The sequence below is a fragment of the Aquicoccus porphyridii genome, from assembly GCF_008369105.1.
Lineage (GTDB): Bacteria > Pseudomonadota > Alphaproteobacteria > Rhodobacterales > Rhodobacteraceae > Aquicoccus > Aquicoccus porphyridii.
Window position 1 is genome coordinate 23,277 of sequence record NZ_VINQ01000015.1, and the last position, 14,950, is coordinate 38,226.

Annotated in this window: 12 protein-coding genes and 1 riboswitch; of the genes, 6 read left to right on the forward strand and 6 right to left on the reverse strand. The window is 63.8% G+C overall.

The genetic code is table 11. From position 1 onward, the window contains the following. From FLO80_RS16450 to cobF, 4 genes are all read left to right on the forward strand, one after another. A complete protein-coding gene (locus tag FLO80_RS16450; RefSeq protein ID WP_111367765.1) occupies positions 1–1,311 on the forward strand; it encodes a cobyrinic acid a,c-diamide synthase CobB in 1,311 nt (436 codons plus the stop codon). Beyond that, positions 1,308–2,027: a uroporphyrinogen-III C-methyltransferase gene (gene cobA / locus FLO80_RS16455; RefSeq protein ID WP_111367763.1), complete on the forward strand. Its 720-nt coding sequence runs from the start codon at positions 1,308–1,310 to the stop codon at positions 2,025–2,027. The genes FLO80_RS16450 and cobA overlap by 4 nt, the downstream gene beginning before the upstream one ends. 36 nt (positions 2,028–2,063) lie before the next feature. Next, positions 2,064–2,245: riboswitch (cobalamin riboswitch) on the forward strand. A 59-nt stretch (positions 2,246–2,304) separates the two neighbouring features. Continuing rightward, a complete protein-coding gene (locus FLO80_RS16460) occupies positions 2,305–2,982 on the forward strand; it encodes an energy-coupling factor ABC transporter permease (protein WP_111367761.1) in 678 nt (225 codons plus the stop codon). A 67-nt stretch (positions 2,983–3,049) separates the two neighbouring features. Then, complete coding sequence (gene cobF, locus FLO80_RS16465) at positions 3,050–3,796, forward strand: precorrin-6A synthase (deacetylating) (RefSeq protein WP_111367840.1); 747 nt, start codon at positions 3,050–3,052, stop codon at positions 3,794–3,796. 85 nt (positions 3,797–3,881) lie between these two features. On the opposite strand, the gene FLO80_RS16470 is transcribed toward cobF, so the two are convergent. Continuing rightward, on the reverse strand, positions 3,882–6,146 hold the full coding sequence (locus FLO80_RS16470; protein WP_111367759.1) for an adenosylcobalamin-dependent ribonucleoside-diphosphate reductase: 2,265 nt from the start codon (positions 6,144–6,146) through the stop codon (positions 3,882–3,884). A gap of 157 nt (positions 6,147–6,303) precedes the next feature. On the opposite strand from FLO80_RS16470, the gene FLO80_RS16475 reads away from it, so the two are divergent. Then, a complete protein-coding gene (locus FLO80_RS16475) occupies positions 6,304–6,735 on the forward strand; it encodes a DUF1489 family protein (RefSeq protein ID WP_111367757.1) in 432 nt (143 codons plus the stop codon). Between the two features lie 120 nt (positions 6,736–6,855). Here FLO80_RS16475 and hisG read toward each other — a convergent pair whose 3' ends face one another. From hisG to hisS, 3 genes are read right to left on the reverse strand one after another with little or no spacing between them, the layout of a single operon-like run. After that, the gene (gene hisG, locus FLO80_RS16480; RefSeq protein WP_111367755.1) at positions 6,856–7,551 is read right to left on the reverse strand and encodes an ATP phosphoribosyltransferase; all 696 of its coding nucleotides are present in this window, start codon (positions 7,549–7,551) and stop codon (positions 6,856–6,858) included. After that, the gene (locus tag FLO80_RS16485) at positions 7,548–8,636 is read right to left on the reverse strand and encodes an ATP phosphoribosyltransferase regulatory subunit (protein WP_111367753.1); all 1,089 of its coding nucleotides are present in this window, start codon (positions 8,634–8,636) and stop codon (positions 7,548–7,550) included. Before FLO80_RS16485 ends, hisG begins: the two co-directional genes overlap by 4 nt. Further along, positions 8,636–10,126 (reverse strand): histidine--tRNA ligase, encoded by a 1,491-nt coding sequence (gene hisS / locus FLO80_RS16490; RefSeq protein WP_111367751.1) that lies wholly within the window; start codon positions 10,124–10,126, stop codon positions 8,636–8,638. Before hisS ends, FLO80_RS16485 begins: the two co-directional genes overlap by 1 nt. A gap of 125 nt (positions 10,127–10,251) precedes the next feature. Between hisS and FLO80_RS16495 the strand changes: the two genes are divergently transcribed. Next, on the forward strand, positions 10,252–10,446 hold the full coding sequence (locus tag FLO80_RS16495) for a SlyX family protein (RefSeq protein WP_111367749.1): 195 nt from the start codon (positions 10,252–10,254) through the stop codon (positions 10,444–10,446). A gap of 9 nt (positions 10,447–10,455) precedes the next feature. Here FLO80_RS16495 and FLO80_RS16500 read toward each other — a convergent pair whose 3' ends face one another. Together FLO80_RS16500 and FLO80_RS16505 are read right to left on the reverse strand one after the other, a co-directional pair. Beyond that, entirely contained in the window at positions 10,456–11,430 is a 975-nt protein-coding gene (locus FLO80_RS16500) for a hypothetical protein (protein WP_111367747.1), read from the reverse strand. 114 nt (positions 11,431–11,544) lie between these two features. Next, positions 11,545–14,949: an efflux RND transporter permease subunit gene (locus FLO80_RS16505; RefSeq protein ID WP_111367745.1), complete on the reverse strand. Its 3,405-nt coding sequence runs from the start codon at positions 14,947–14,949 to the stop codon at positions 11,545–11,547. Position 14,950 lies beyond the last annotated feature (1 nt).

The following is a 14,950-nucleotide window of genomic DNA, read 5'->3' on the forward strand; positions in this document are numbered from 1 at the left end:
ATGAACGGTCTTCTCATATCCGCCCCGTCCTCCGGCACTGGCAAGACAACGGTAATGCTGGGGCTATTGCGCGCGCTGTCCGAGGATGGTCTGACTGTTCAGCCCTTCAAATCCGGGCCGGATTATATCGACCCCGCCTTTCACCACGCCGCCTGCGGACGGCCCAGCTTCAACCTTGATGGCTGGGCGATGGGCCCGAACCTCTGGCAAGCCATCACCGCTCGCGCGAAAGGGGCGGACCTCTGCGTTGCCGAAGGGTCCATGGGCCTGTTTGACGGTGTTGCCACACGCGGCCAGCAAGGTTTTGGCAGCAGCGCCGAGACCGCACAAGCCATGGGCTGGCCAGTCGTCCTGGTGCTCGATGTGGGTGGGCAGGCGCAATCCGCCGCCGCCACGGCCCTTGGTTTCCGCACCTACCTGCCAGATCTGCCCTTCGCTGGCGTAATCCTCAACCGGGTGGCCTCACCCCGCCATGAGCGACTGGTCCGTCTGGGCATGGAACGGGCCGGCCTGCCGGTGCTGGGCGTGTTGCCCAGGCGCGGTGATCTGACCCTGCCGGAACGGCATCTGGGGCTGATCCAGGCGGTTGAACACCCCGATCTGGCCGCGGCGATTGCGGACTATGCCAGCTTCCTGCGCGAGCACGTGGATTTGCAGGCCATCCGCGCTGCGGCGCGAGGGGTGTCGCTGCCAGACAGGCCACCTGCCCTGCCCCACCCGCCTGCACAGCGCATCGCCATCGCGCGGGATGCGGCGTTTTCCTTCACCTATCCGCATCTTCTGGAAGGTTGGCAGGCGGCAGGGGCCGAAATCCTGCCCTTTTCTCCACTTTCCGACGAAGCACCGAACCCGAGCGCTGATCTCGTCTGGCTGCCCGGCGGATACCCGGAGCTCTACGCGGGGCAGCTTGCCGCCGCCGAAGCCTTCCGCAAGGGCCTGCGCACCCACGCCGAGACGCGACCCGTTCATGGCGAATGCGGCGGTTACATGGCGATGGGCGAAGCACTGATCGACAAATCCGGCACGCGACACCGGATGGCCGGACTCCTGGGTCTCGTCACCAGCTACGAAACCCGGAAATTCCACCTTGGGTACCGCCGCGCCGTGCTGCATGCGCCTCTACCCGGCTTCGCCCCTGGCGCGGCCTTGCGCGGACACGAATTTCACTACTCCACCATTCTGGATCAGCCTGACCCAGCACTGGCGGAGGTGCGCGACGCGGATGGCAATCTGGTGGCTGAGACGGGCTCGCACCGGGGCCACGTCTCAGGCACGTTCTTTCATCTTATCACACAAGAGGAAAACGCATGACGGGCTTTGTCAGCTTTGTGAGTTCCGGGCCGGGCGATCCCGAACTCCTGACGCTCAAGGCGGTGGACCGGCTCAAGCGCGCAGACGCGGTCTTGTTCGATGATCTCTCCTCCGGTCCAGTCCTGAACCATGTGCGCAACGGCGCCGACCTGGTGGGCGTAGGCAAGCGCGCGGGGCGGACGTCGCCCAAGCAAAACCATGTCAGCCGCCTTCTCGTTGATTACGCGCAGCTGAACCAACGCGTCGTGCGACTGAAATCCGGCGACAGTGGAATTTTCGGACGCCTTGAAGAAGAGATCGAAGCGCTCAAGGCGGCCAACATCCCCTACGAGATCATCCCCGGCGTCCCTTCGGCCTGTGCCGCCGCCGCTGCCGCCGGTATCCCGCTGACCCGACGGCTGACGGCGCGACGCGTCCAGTTCATCACGGGGCATGACGTGACTGGCCAGTTGCCCAAGGACATGAACCTTGCAGCGCTCGCCGATCCAACCGCCTCCACGGTCGTGTTCATGGGCAAGCGCACTTTCCCCAAGCTGCTGACCATGCTCGTCAAAGCAGGTCTGCCCGAGACAACACCCGCCATTCTTGCCGAAGGAGTCAGCACGCCTGATCAGCATATTGCGCGACATACAATGAAATCATTGGCCGATGAATTATCCCGGGACATCACCGACAAGCCCGCCCTCATCCTCTATGGGCCGTTGGCAGGGACATAAGTGTCGTGTTTGTACTTGTGCGAGCCGGGCCGGACTGCAACAATGAAGATCTACGGTGTCACTCTATGTGGCAAAATAGGGAACCGGGTGAAAATCCCGGACTGCCCCCGCAACTGTAAGCGGCGAGCGTGACGGAAAGCCACTGGCCTGTAAGGCTGGGAAGGCCGGAAGCGCCCCGACCCGCAAGTCAGGAGACCTGCCGTAGAGCCTTAAAAGCGCCGCATATGCGGCAAATCTTGCTGCCGGAGGGGCAGCCACAAGAACGAGGAACTTAAAAATGCATATCGAACCGGGTGTCGTCGATGGGGCCAAGATGGCCTTTGCGTATACCACCGCCGCAGGTGCGGCCGGCTATACCGCCAAGCTGGCAATGGAAGATCTACATGGCCATAATGTCGTTTCTTTCATCGCACGCACAGCTCTGGCTGCAGTCGGCACCTTCATTTTCTTTGAAGTATTGCCGCAGTTCGCGGTGGGTATATCCGAAGTGCACTTCATCCTCGGCACCACCTTGTTTCTGTTGATGGGTGCGGCCCCGGCCGCATTGGGTCTTGCGGCAGGTCTTCTGATACAGGGTATGTTCTTCGCCCCATCTGACTTGCCTATGTACTTTGTCAATCTGACCACGCTGTTGTTGCCGCTCTTCGCGGTCACTGCTGTGGCACGCCGGATCATACCACAAAGCACCGCCTATGTTGACCTGAGGTACGGCGACGTACTCAAGCTCTCCGCGATGTATCAGGGGGGTGTCGTGGCTTGGGTCGCCTTCTGGGCTTTCTACGGCCAGGGTATCGGCGCCGAAACCTTCCAGTCTGTATTGACCTTTGGCGCAGCCTACATGCTCGTGATCCTGATCGAGCCAATTGCCGATCTTGCAGCACTGGCCGGTGCCAAGGCACTGCGTGGAATGGAACGGTCTGGCCTGTTCGCCAATCGCCTCTACAACGCGGCTTGAATCCGACAACGATAAAGGCCCGGGTCGTGTCAGCATGGCCCGGGCCTTTCCACGCCCGGACGACAACATGACGCAAGCGCCCCGCGAAATCTGGCTGGTCGGTATCGGCACCGGAAGCCCGTCGCATATCACGCTTGAAGGGGTAAACGCTCTGCGGGCTGCGGCCTTGATCCTCGTGCCGCGCAAAGGCACAGGCAAAGACGATCTGGCGGAAATCCGGCACCGGATCATCGCCGAATGTGGATCGCAGGCACGTATTCTACATTTCGACTATCCGGAACGCGACCCGGCCCTGCCCTATCAGGAACGGGTCGAGCGTTGGCATGACGAAATCGCGCATCGTTGGCAATCAACCATTGCAGGTGCCAAGATCGATGGCCCGGTTGCGCTTCTGGTCTGGGGTGATCCGTCTCTTTACGACAGCACGTTGCGTATCGCGGCACGGCTGCGGCCAGAACCAAGGGTGCGGGTTGTGCCCGGCATCACCGCGATCCAGGCGCTGACCGCCGCACACAAGATACCATTGAACACGGTGAACGGATCGGTGCATGTTACCACGGGTCGCCGGCTTCGCACGTTGGGCATGCCCGCGAATGAAACGTCGGTTGTCGTGATGTTGGACGGGCTGTGCTCGTTTCAGGAACTCGATCCAGTTGAGCTTCATATCTGGTGGGGAGCCTACCTCGGGTCAGAGAAACAAATTCTGATTGAGGGGCCTCTTGATGAGGTAAGGAAGGGAATTGTCCAAACCCGCACCGAGGCACGCGCGCGACACGGCTGGATCATGGATTGCTATCTTCTGCGTCGGGTCTGATCAAGAACAAGCAAAACCTGGAGGACAGGCAGTCAGTTTTTATCTTTTTTAAGGCATTATAGGCAACACATATCCCCCGATCGCTTCAGCCGCATTTCGAATGGCCACAGCTCATGCAGGTCATGCAGCCCTCGACCATGCGCATGTCATACTGGCCGCAACTGGGGCAAGCCGCGCCTCTTGGTGGCGCGTCGAGATTGACCACCTGCGCTTGCGGATCGGCTTTGAGACCCATCCCCTCACCGGCGATGAAGCCGATGGAAATAAGGTGCCGTTCGATCACGCCGCCGATGGCCGCGAGGATCGACGGGATATATTTACCTTCCATCCACGCACCGCCGCGCGGGTCGAACACGGCCTTGAGTTCCTCGACCACGAAAGACACGTCACCACCACGCCGGAACACCGCCGAAATCATCCGCGTGAGCGCCACGGTCCATGCGAAATGCTCCATGTTCTTTGAGTTGATGAATACCTCGAACGGTCGGCGGCTGCCATTGATCACGATATCATTCACCGTCAGGTAGATGGCGTGCTCACTGTCGGGCCATTTGAGCTTGTAGGTCGTCCCCTCCAGTGCCCTTGGCCGGTCAAGCGGTTCGGCCATGTAGATGACATCGGCACCCTGATCGGCCTCGGGCGCGTCCTCGGTTTGCTCGCTCACGCTCAACACGCTGCCGGTGATCTCGTTCGGGCGGTAGGTGGTACAGCCCTTGCAGCCCGTTTCATAGGCTTGCATGTAGACATCCTTGAACGCATCGAACCCGATATCCTCGGGCACGTTGATCGTCTTGGAAATCGAGCTGTCCACCCATTTCTGCGCCGCCGCCTGCATCCTGACATGCTCCGACGGCGCAAGTGTCTGGGCGTTAACGAAATATTCGGGCAGCGGCGCATCACCCTTGAGATCGCGCCACATCTGAACGGCGTAATCCACCACCTCTTCCTCGGTCCGCGACCCGTCCTTTTGCAAGACCTTGCGCTTGTAGGCATAGGCAAAGACCGGCTCGATCCCGCTTGAGACATTCCCGGCATAAAGGCTGATCGTGCCGGTGGGCGCGATCGAGGTCAGAAGTGCGTTGCGGATGCCATGTTCGGCGATCGCGGCGCGCACATCCGCATCCATTTTCTGCATCGTGCCCGAGGCGAGAAACTTTTCCGCATCAAACAGCGGGAACGCACCCTTTTCTCGCGCCAGATCGACCGAAGCCAGATAGGCCGCCCGCGCAACCGCGTGGAGCCAGGTCTCGGTCAGTTCGACCGCTCGTTCGCTGCCATAGCGCACCCCCACCATCAAGAGCGCATCGGCCAGCCCCGTCACTCCCAGCCCGATCCGCCGCTTGGCTTGTGCCTCGCGCGCCTGTGCATCAAGCGGAAAGCGTGACGCATCCACCGTGTTGTCCATCATTCGCACCGCGACACTCACCAGGTCGGCCAGCTCGTCCTCGTCGACCATGGCCCCCTCATCGAACGGGTCTTTCACCAATCGGGCAAGGTTGATCGACCCCAGAAGACAGGCTCCATAGGGCGGCAGGGGCTGTTCGCCACAAGGGTTCGTGGCCGCAATCGTCTCGCAATAGCCAAGGTTGTTGGCCTCATTGATCCGGTCGATGAAAATCACGCCCGGTTCGGCATAATCATAGGTCGCGCGCATGATCCGGTTCCAAAGATCGCGCGCGTCGACCGTGTGATAGACCTTGCCGTCGAATTCGAGATCCCATGTGCCGCCAGCCTTGACCGCCTCCATGAACGCATCCGTCACCAGCACGGACATGTTGAACATGCGCAGCCGCGCGGGATCGGATTTCGCGGAAATGAAATCCTCGATATCCGGGTGATCACAGCGCATCGTCGCCATCATCGCGCCGCGACGGCTTCCGGCGCTCATGATCGTGCGGCACATCGCGTCCCAGACATCCATGAAGCTCAGCGGCCCGCTGGCATCCGCCGCCACGCCACTGACCACGGCCCCCTTGGGCCGGATGGTGCTGAAATCATAGCCGATACCCCCGCCCTGCTGCATGGTCAGCGCAGCCTCTTTCAGCATGTCGAATATCCCGCCCATGCTGTCGGGGATCGTGCCCATCACGAAACAGTTGAACAGGGTCACGCTGCGCGCGGTGCCCGCCCCGGCGGTGATCCGGCCGGCGGGCAGGAACCTGAAATCCTCAAGCGCGTGATAGAACCGCTCTTCCCACGTGTCCCGATCCGTCTCGACCTCGGCCAGCGCCCGCGCGATTCGCCGCCACGTGTCCTCGACACTCATATCCACGGGCGTATCATCGGACCATTTAAGACGGTATTTCATATCCCATATCTGTTCGGCAATCGGGGCAGCGAAACGGGTCATGGGCCTTGTCCTCGACGGATGGTGTGCAGGGAGACGAAATTAGGCCGACATGCTATTGCGGTCAATCGCGGCATAGCCGACAGGAAGGAATTCGTCAGCCCCTGTGGCAGAATCAATGGAAGACCCTTAATCTACCATATCTGGTGGAGGCGAACAATTGTCGAACAAAATACACCTGATCAAGCTCAGCGTCGGAACCGAAGCGGTTGACGATCTGGTCGCATGGCAGACCCGGAAAGAGGCCCAGACCACCGACGGGTTGCCGCGCCACGTTACCCGCATGTGGCCGCGCCGCGAGAGCGAGGTGCTGAACGGCGGTTCGATCTACTGGGTGATCAAGGGGGTGGTGCAGGCCCGCCAACGCATCCTGCGACTAGACGAGGTGACGCGACAGGACGGCATCCGCCGCTGCGCCATCGTGCTCGACCCGGACGTGATCCGCACCGCGCCCGCGATCAAGCGCCCATTCCAGGGCTGGCGCTATCTCGATCCCAAGGACGCGCCCCCCGACATCTCCCCAGGTCGGGCCAGCGATGACGATCTGCCGCCAGATCTTTCGGCGAAACTCGCGGAAATCGGGGTGCTCTGAGTGGCTGGTTTATAGTATCGTCCTTGATCGAATTCGCCCCCACCCGGAACAGCGGCGAAGCCGCCCGGGCTGCCTCTGCTGCCGCCTTTTGGATCGGACACTGAACCCGAGCCCCGTCTCTCAATCCAGTTCGAGCCGGGCCATGAGCTCTGCCATAACCACCCGATCCTCTTGCGAACAGTTCGAGCCGCGCGAGCGAAACAGCGTCGCCTGGCTCTTCAGGATCAACCCATCGGACAGGATCTTGAGGTGATTGGCCCTGAGCGTGTCGCCGCTCGACGTGATATCGGCGATTGCCTCGGCGGTCTCGTTCTTCACCGTGCCTTCGGTCGCGCCCTGGCTGTCGACCAGTTGATAATCCGCCACCCCCTGCTCGCGCAGGAACTCACGCACCAGCCGGTGATACTTAGTGGCGATCCGCATGCGAAACCCGTGCCGCGCGCGAAAGGCCGCCGCCGCCGCATCGAGATCGTCAAGCGTATCGACATCCACCCAGAACCCCGGCACCGCGATTACCAGGTCAGCCTGACCGAACCCAAGCGGCGCCAGCTCCTCGACCTGCCGTTCCCATCCGCCCAGCTTTTCACGAACAAGGTCCGTGCCGGTCACGCCCAGATGGATGCGTCCGGCGGCCAGTTCGCGCGGGATCTCGCTTGCCGACAACAACACGAGCTCAACGCCGTCAATCCCCTCGACCGCCCCGGCATATTCTCGGTCCGACCCCGACCGCGCCAGCTTGACCCCGCGCGCACCGAACCAGTCGAAACTCTTCTCCATCAGCCGCCCCTTGGACGGCACGCCAAGCTTCACGCTCATTCCCGGCCCTCCCGCAGCGTCAACATCAGCCCCGGGCGCACCACGCCGCCCACGGCCGGGATCTCGCTCCCCTGCCCCAGCACCCGGGTCAGCGCATCATACCGCCCGCCCGTGGCAACGGGGGGCAGATCGGGGCGCCCCTCGGCGTGGAATCCAAAGACGAACCCGTCGTAATATTCCATCTGCGTCCGTCCATAGGACGCCTCGAAATCGAGCCGCTCGACATCGACACCCCGCGCCGCCATCGCCCCCGCCCGCGCCTTGAGCCGCTCGACCGCCGGTGCGATCGCGGCCATGTCCACCGCCAGATCGCGCAACTGCTCAAGCGCATAAGGCACCGTTTCGCGCACCGACAAGAGCGCATCCATCAGCGCCACCTCGCCCTCGGAAATCGGCGCCGCCGCCGCATCCTCGCGCAGCGCCGCGATCCGCGCCTCGATCTCGTCCGGACTGCGCTGCCCGATCACCGGTGCCGCGCCCACCATCGGGTCCGGGTCGGCCAAAAGCGCCGCGCGCGTGGGCGGCATCCCGGCCCGACCCGAATACCGGTCGATCAGCGCCCGGAACCGCCGGGGCCGCCAGATATGACGCATCAGCGCCGCCTTGCGCCGATCGGTCGTCCTCAACCCCGAAACCGCCGCCGTCAAAAGCCCGATATCCCCCGTCGCGGCGCGCAGCGGCAACCCGTTCAGAACCGACTGGATCAACGCGAACACCTCGGCATCCGCCGCCGCCGGATTGTCGCGCTCGAACACCTCATATCCCACCTGGATATACTCATTGGCGCGCCCGGCATCGTCTTCCTGGCGGCGAAACACCTCGCCCGCATAGGTATAGCGCGCAGGCTCCGCGCCGTGCTCCATATGCATCTGCACCACCGGCACGGTGAAATCCGGGCGCAGCATCTGCTCGCCGCGCAGCGTGTCCGACGTGGTATAGGCACGCGCGCGAATATCCTCGCCATAGAGATCGAGAAGCGCCTCGGCAGGCACCAGAACCGGCGCCTCGACCGACCGCGCCCCCGCCACCTCGAAAAGCGCCTTCAATCGCGCCGCCTCGGCCCGGATTCCGGCCCGCTCGCGCATCACGCGCCCTGCCCGTCGAGAATCTCGCGCACCTTCGCCACCAGATCGGCGCGCGGCACCTCGAACTGGCTCGGGCGTTCCTTCCATTCCTCCAGCGTGGCGCTCTCGGCGATCTGCGCACCCAGGATCAAATCCTTGATCTGGACGACCCCGCGCGCCTTCTCGTCCTCGCCCTCGATCACCGCGACCGGGCTCTGCCGCTTGTCGGCGTATTTGAGCTGGTTGCCGAAATTCTTCGGATTGCCGAGGTAAACCTCGGCGCGGATGCCCGCACGACGCAACTCGCCCACCATCGCCTGGTAATCGGCCATCCGGTCACGATCCATCACCGTCACGACCACCGGCCCCACTTCGCGGGTCTCGATCCGCCCCTTCTCACGCAACGCCGCCAACAGACGATCGACACCGACGGACACGCCCGTTGCAGGAACCGCCTGCCCGGTGAAACGCTTCACCAGATCGTCATAACGCCCGCCGCCCGCGACCGACCCGAATTGCCGCTTGCGGCCCTTCTCGTCGAGGATTTCAAAGGTCAGCTCGGCCTCATAAACCGGCCCGGTGTAATAGCCGAGACCCCGCACGACCGACGGGTCGATCACGATCCGGTCGGGGCCATAGCCTTGGGCCTCCAGAAGCGCCGCGATCTCTTCCAACTCGGCCACACCCTCGGCGCCCACCTTGCTTTCGCCCACCGCCGCGCGCAGGTTGGCCAGCGTTTCACCATTGCCTGCCCCTTTCGACGTCAGGAAGGCAATCACAGGCTCGGCCTGCGCCTCCGACAGGCCCACCCCGTCGATATAGGCCCCCGAGGCATCCAGTCGGCCCTTGCCCAGCAACTCGCGCACGCCCGCTTCACCCACCTTGTCGAACTTGTCGATGGTGCGCATCACGGCGGCGCTGCGCTCCTCGTCCTCGGCCAGTCCCATGCATTCCAGCACCCCATTGAGCACCTTCCGGTTGTTCACCCGGATCAGGTAATCCCCGCGCGCAATGCCCACCTCTTCAAGGCAATCCGCCAGCATCGCGCAAATCTCGGCATCCGCCGCCACGCTGGCCGCGCCCACGGTATCCGCATCGCATTGATAGAACTGGCGATACCGCCCCGGCCCGGGCTTCTCGTTGCGCCAGACGGGCCCCATCGCATAGCGTCGATAGGGCGTGGGCAACTCGTTGCGGTGCTGGGCATAGACCCGGGCCAGCGGCGCAGTGAGGTCATAGCGCAGCGCCAGCCAGTCACCCTTGCCGTCCTCTTCGCTTTCCTGCCATGCGAACACACCCTCGTTGGGCCGGTCCACATCCGGCAGGAACTTGCCCAGCGCCTCGACCGTTTCCACCGCCGAAGACTCAAGCGCGTCGAACCCATAGGCATGATAGACCCCGGCAATCTTGCGCAGCATCTCGGCGCGGTCGCTCACGTCCTGCCCGAAATAGTCGCGAAATCCTTTCGGCGTCACCGCCTTGGGGCGCGGGGCTTTCTTTTCCTTGGCCATGGGGATGTCATCCTTGCCTTGCTCTCGCGGGCCAAGCCTCTAGCGGATGGGGCCATGCGGGGCAAGGCGGCATCGCGCAGCAATCCGCTTGACCGAACGCGCAGGCAGGGCTACCTGCCGAAACCATGGATCGACTGGAAGAGAAAATCGCCCATCTCGAACGCAGCGTCGATGACCTGTCCGAGATCGTCACGCGGCAAGCCGACGACATCGCCACGCTCAGGCGCCGGGTCGAGATGCTGATGCAGCGCGAAGCCGAGCGCGAGGCGGATCAGGGCAGCCACGTCTTCACCGGGCAGGAAAAGCCGCCGCACTACTGATGAAGCGGATCAGCCACCCGGCGCCATGGCCTGAATCACCCCGTCATGGATCAGGATATTCATCCACCCGTCCGCACCTTCGAACCGGTTGTACACGCTGACGAACACGGTGCCGCGATCCATTCGGCCAATGCGGTTGCCGCAGGGTTTGTTGCGGCTGACCCCGCAAACCCGCGATTTGACCCTTTCATAGGCCCGGTCGGTCTCTCTTCCGGTGCGCGCGCTTTCCGGCAAGCCATAGCGCAGCGCCTCGTACATCGAGGGCGCGCCGAACACCGCAAGCGCCGCCGTGATCTGCCGCGGGCAACCATCCGCGAAGCCGGTGATATAGAAACTGTTCAATCCCGGGTGTCCCGGATTGCTGTCATAAAGGCGGTATTTCGGTCGCTTCTCGGGATATTGCCCGACCTCATGCCCCAGATCGCCCCGCCCGACATGACAGGCGCGCGCGACATCCCCAAAGGGCAGCACCTCGCCCGGGGCGACCTCGCGCGCATCCGCGCCCGTCCGGCGCGCCGCCTTGTTATTGCTGAAAAGCCCTGGCCGCGCTTGCCCGCCGCGCCCCCGGTATTCCGACGCGGCAGGCCCGGCCGCATCGCCGCCGCGCTCCGACGTCACGGTCTCGGCCCTCTCGGGCCCAAAGAGCCGGTCCCAAAAACCGCCCTGCTTTTGCGCGCGCGGCGCGGTTTCTGCATCGTCCGACGCCACATCCGCTGACGCCGCGTCTTCCGATGCCACCGTGTCCGTTTCATCGTCGGACGCAACGGGCTCATCATCGTCGCCATCGACCGCACCAACGTCACGCGGACGCAGCAATCTCTGGAAAAAGCCCACATCTTCCTCGGTTTCATCCGGGGCGGCCGCGACCTCGGCCACCGGCTCGGGGCCATCGAGCTGCGTATCGGAGAGGCGCGGCACATCGCTCAGCGGGTCCGAACATCCCACCAAGGCCACGATTGCCACAAGACCGATGCAATTGCGCAAAGCTCCTCCCCGTTCCAGTCCGCCCGCTCACGCAGGCGCCATGCGAACCGGGTCACTTTTAGCGATCCTGCGGCTCAAGGTCCAGCCGGGTGCCTCGCACCTGCAGAAACGCGCCTACCCCCGGGCCGAACGCTGGCTCATGAATCGGCGTGTCAGACGCCACGATATCGCCGCCAATCCAAAGCCCAGCACCGCGATCACCAACGCCCCGGCAAGGAAGAGACCGAGTGCCTTGACCATCGGCGCGCCATCGAAGGGCAAACGCCCGGCCAGCGGCGGCCAAACACCGCCCGCAAGCGCCACATGCCCCATGGTTGCCGCCAACCACCCCAGACTCGCCAGCCCGCCCAGCAACACCGCCCAATGCACCGGCCCCGCGCCATGGCCACGCACCCCGCGCCGCAACGCGGTGAACTGCCGCCCCAGGTCCGATTGCACGGCCATCAGGGCCGGGACCACCAGCAGCACCAGGAGCACACCAAAGCCCAGCCCGTAAACCAGCGTGATCACCGTCGGCTTGAGAAACTGCGCCTGTTGCGATTGCTCGTATAACAGCGGGGTCAGCCCCAGAACCGTGGTCAACGTGGTGAGCATAACCGGCCTGAGCCGGTCCGCCGCCCCGTCGATGATCGACGGGATCAGACCACGCTCGCGCGCATGATCGTCGATCGTGGTCACCAGAACGATCGAGTCGTTGATGATGATCCCGGTCATGCCCAGCAAGCCCACCACCGTGAACATGCTGAGTGGCACATCCCAGGCCGCATGGCCATAAATCGTGCCGACAAGGCCAAAGGGAATGATCGCCATCACCACCACCGGCCGGGTCCAGCTCGAAAAGGCCCAGGCCAGCACGGCATAGATGCCCACAAGGCTCAGGATCAGCCCCAAAAGCGCATCGTTGAGGAATTCGTCCTCCTGTTCGGACAGGCCCGACAGGCGCCATTCGACCTGGTGCAGGCTCGCGATATCGGGCAGGATCTCGGTTTCCAGCGCGCGCATGATTTCCTCGGCGCGGGCCGGATCGTCCTCGGATATGTCGCCCGTCACCGACACGGTGCGCAGCCCGTTCTCGCGCCGCACGGTCGAGAACCCGGCCCGGGTCTCCACCTCGACGATATCGACCAGTGGAACGTACTGGCCCTGCGGCGTGCGCATCTGGCTGCGTTCAAGGAAATCCGCCGACAATTCCCCACGCGGCAGTTCGATGCGGATCTCGGCGCTGCGCGGCCCGTCGGGATAGGTCGCCGCCTCAAGCCCGTTCAGCCGGTGGCGCAGCACCCGACCCAACCCGTCAATGGTAAAGCCCAACGCCTGCCCCTGCGGGGTCAGTTCAAGAATCAACTCATCCTTGTCATAGGCCAGGTTGTCCTCGACCGCGCTGACCTCGGGATAGCGGTTCATCGCCTCTTTCAACGCCTCCGCCGCCGTCTTGAGCGTCTCGGCATCCGCACCATAGAACTGCACGTCGAGCGCCTCGCCCCCCGGCCCCGACCGCCAGCCGCGGAAACTCAGCGTTTCGGTCATAGGATGGCGCTCCACCCGCTCCTGCAATTCGGCCACGAGGGCGAAACTGGAATAGGGGCGCAAATCGGCGTCGATCAATTCGATGGCGATCCCGCCCAGAAGATCGGCATCCTTCACGTCCGACCCGGGCAGCGGGCGACCGGAATTGCCCCCCACCTCGGCGATGGCATAGTCGATCGGGTTGCGGCCATGGCGCGTCTCGTATTCCTGCGCCAGGTCCTCGATCATGCCCTGCATCAGGCGCATCTGCTCGATCGTGTCGGCCCGCGTCGCCCCCGGCACCATCGCCCAGTTGCCGGTCACGCTGCCCTGCTCGGGCGCGTTGAAAAACCGCCATTGCACATCGCCCCGCACGACCTGCGCGACCTGAATGGCCAGCAGCAAAATCGTTCCGGCCAGCACCGGATACCGCATCCAGACGACACCCGCGATGAACGGGCGAAACAGCGTCTCGCGCACCCAGACGAACCCCCGGTTCACCACCCGCGACGGCAGGTCATACCAGTGATCGCGCATCCCCGCGCGATGCAGCGAATGGGCCATGTGGTGCGGCAGGATCAGGAAACACTCGGCCAGGCTCGCCGCCAGGACCGCGATCACCGTGAAAGGAATATCGGCAATCATGTCGCCGAACCGACCCGAAATCGCGGTCAGGGCGAAAAACGCGATGATCGTGGTCAGGCTCGCGGCAAAGACCGGCAACGCCATGCGCCGCGCCGCGTTCTCGGCGGCCTCGACCGGCCCCTCGCCGCGTTTCACACGCGCATCCGCGTGCTCGCCCACCACGATGGCATCGTCCACCACGATGCCCAGCGTGATGATCAGCGCGAAAAGCGAGATCATGTTGATGGTCAAACCGAACGCATACATGAGCGCGATCGCGGTCAACATCGATACCGGGATACCCGCCGCCACCCAAAACGCGGTGCGCGCATTGAGAAACAGGAACAACAGCCCCACGACCAGCGCCAGCCCCACGGCCCCGTTATCGATCAATATGTTGAGCCGCCCGCTGATCGCCTCGGCACGAGTCCGGATCAGGTCGATCCCGACACCCGCGGGCAATGTCGCCTCCATCTCTGCGGCGACCTCCTCGACCTGCCGCTGGATAGCAATCGCATCGCCCTGCGCCGAGCGGTCCACCCGAACCGAGATCGCCGGGTTCTCGCCCACGAAGTAGCTCCGGTTGCGGCTGATCCCCTCGACCCGCAACCGCGCCACATCCCCCACGGTCAGTTTCGATCCGTCCGTCGAAGATCGCAGCACGATCTGCGCCAACTGGTCGACATCGCGCTTTTCCACCCCGGTGCGCACCCGGGCGTTGGCCCCTTCGACATCGCCCGCCGGATCGGCATCGACCTCGGCGGCAATGGCCTGCGCAATCTCGGCAAAACTGATATCATGGGCAATGAGGCTGACACTGGGCACCTCGATGATCGTGCGCGGCGCGGCGACGCCCCGGATCGTGGTGCGCGTGACCCCGGCGGCAAACAGCCGGGTCACGAATTCGTCTGCAAAGCGGCCCAGTTGCTCGCTCGCGACCGGCCCGGTGATGACCACATCCGTCACCCGGTCGCGCCATGCGCCGCGCGTGACCCTTGGGTCTTCGGCCTCTTCGGGAAAGGTGGTCAGTTGATCGACCGCCGACTGCACATCGTCGGCGGCGCGCGCCATGTCATAGCCCGGCTCGAAATCCAGCGATATCTGCGCCCGCCCCTCACGCGAGGATGCGGTCGAGCTTTCCACCCCCTCGACCGCAAGAAGCGCGGGCTCCAGCAACTGGACAATCGCCGCGTCCACGTCCTCGGCCCCTGCGCCCTCCCAGACCACGCTCACGCTCACGCTGTCGATGATCACATCGGGAAAGAACTGTGCCCGCATCCGTGGCACGGCCGCCAGACCGGCAATGATCAGAACCACCAGCAACAGGTTCGCGGCGGTCGCATGCCGCACGAAATAGCTTAGAATGCCACCCGGATCGCGTAGCGCCATG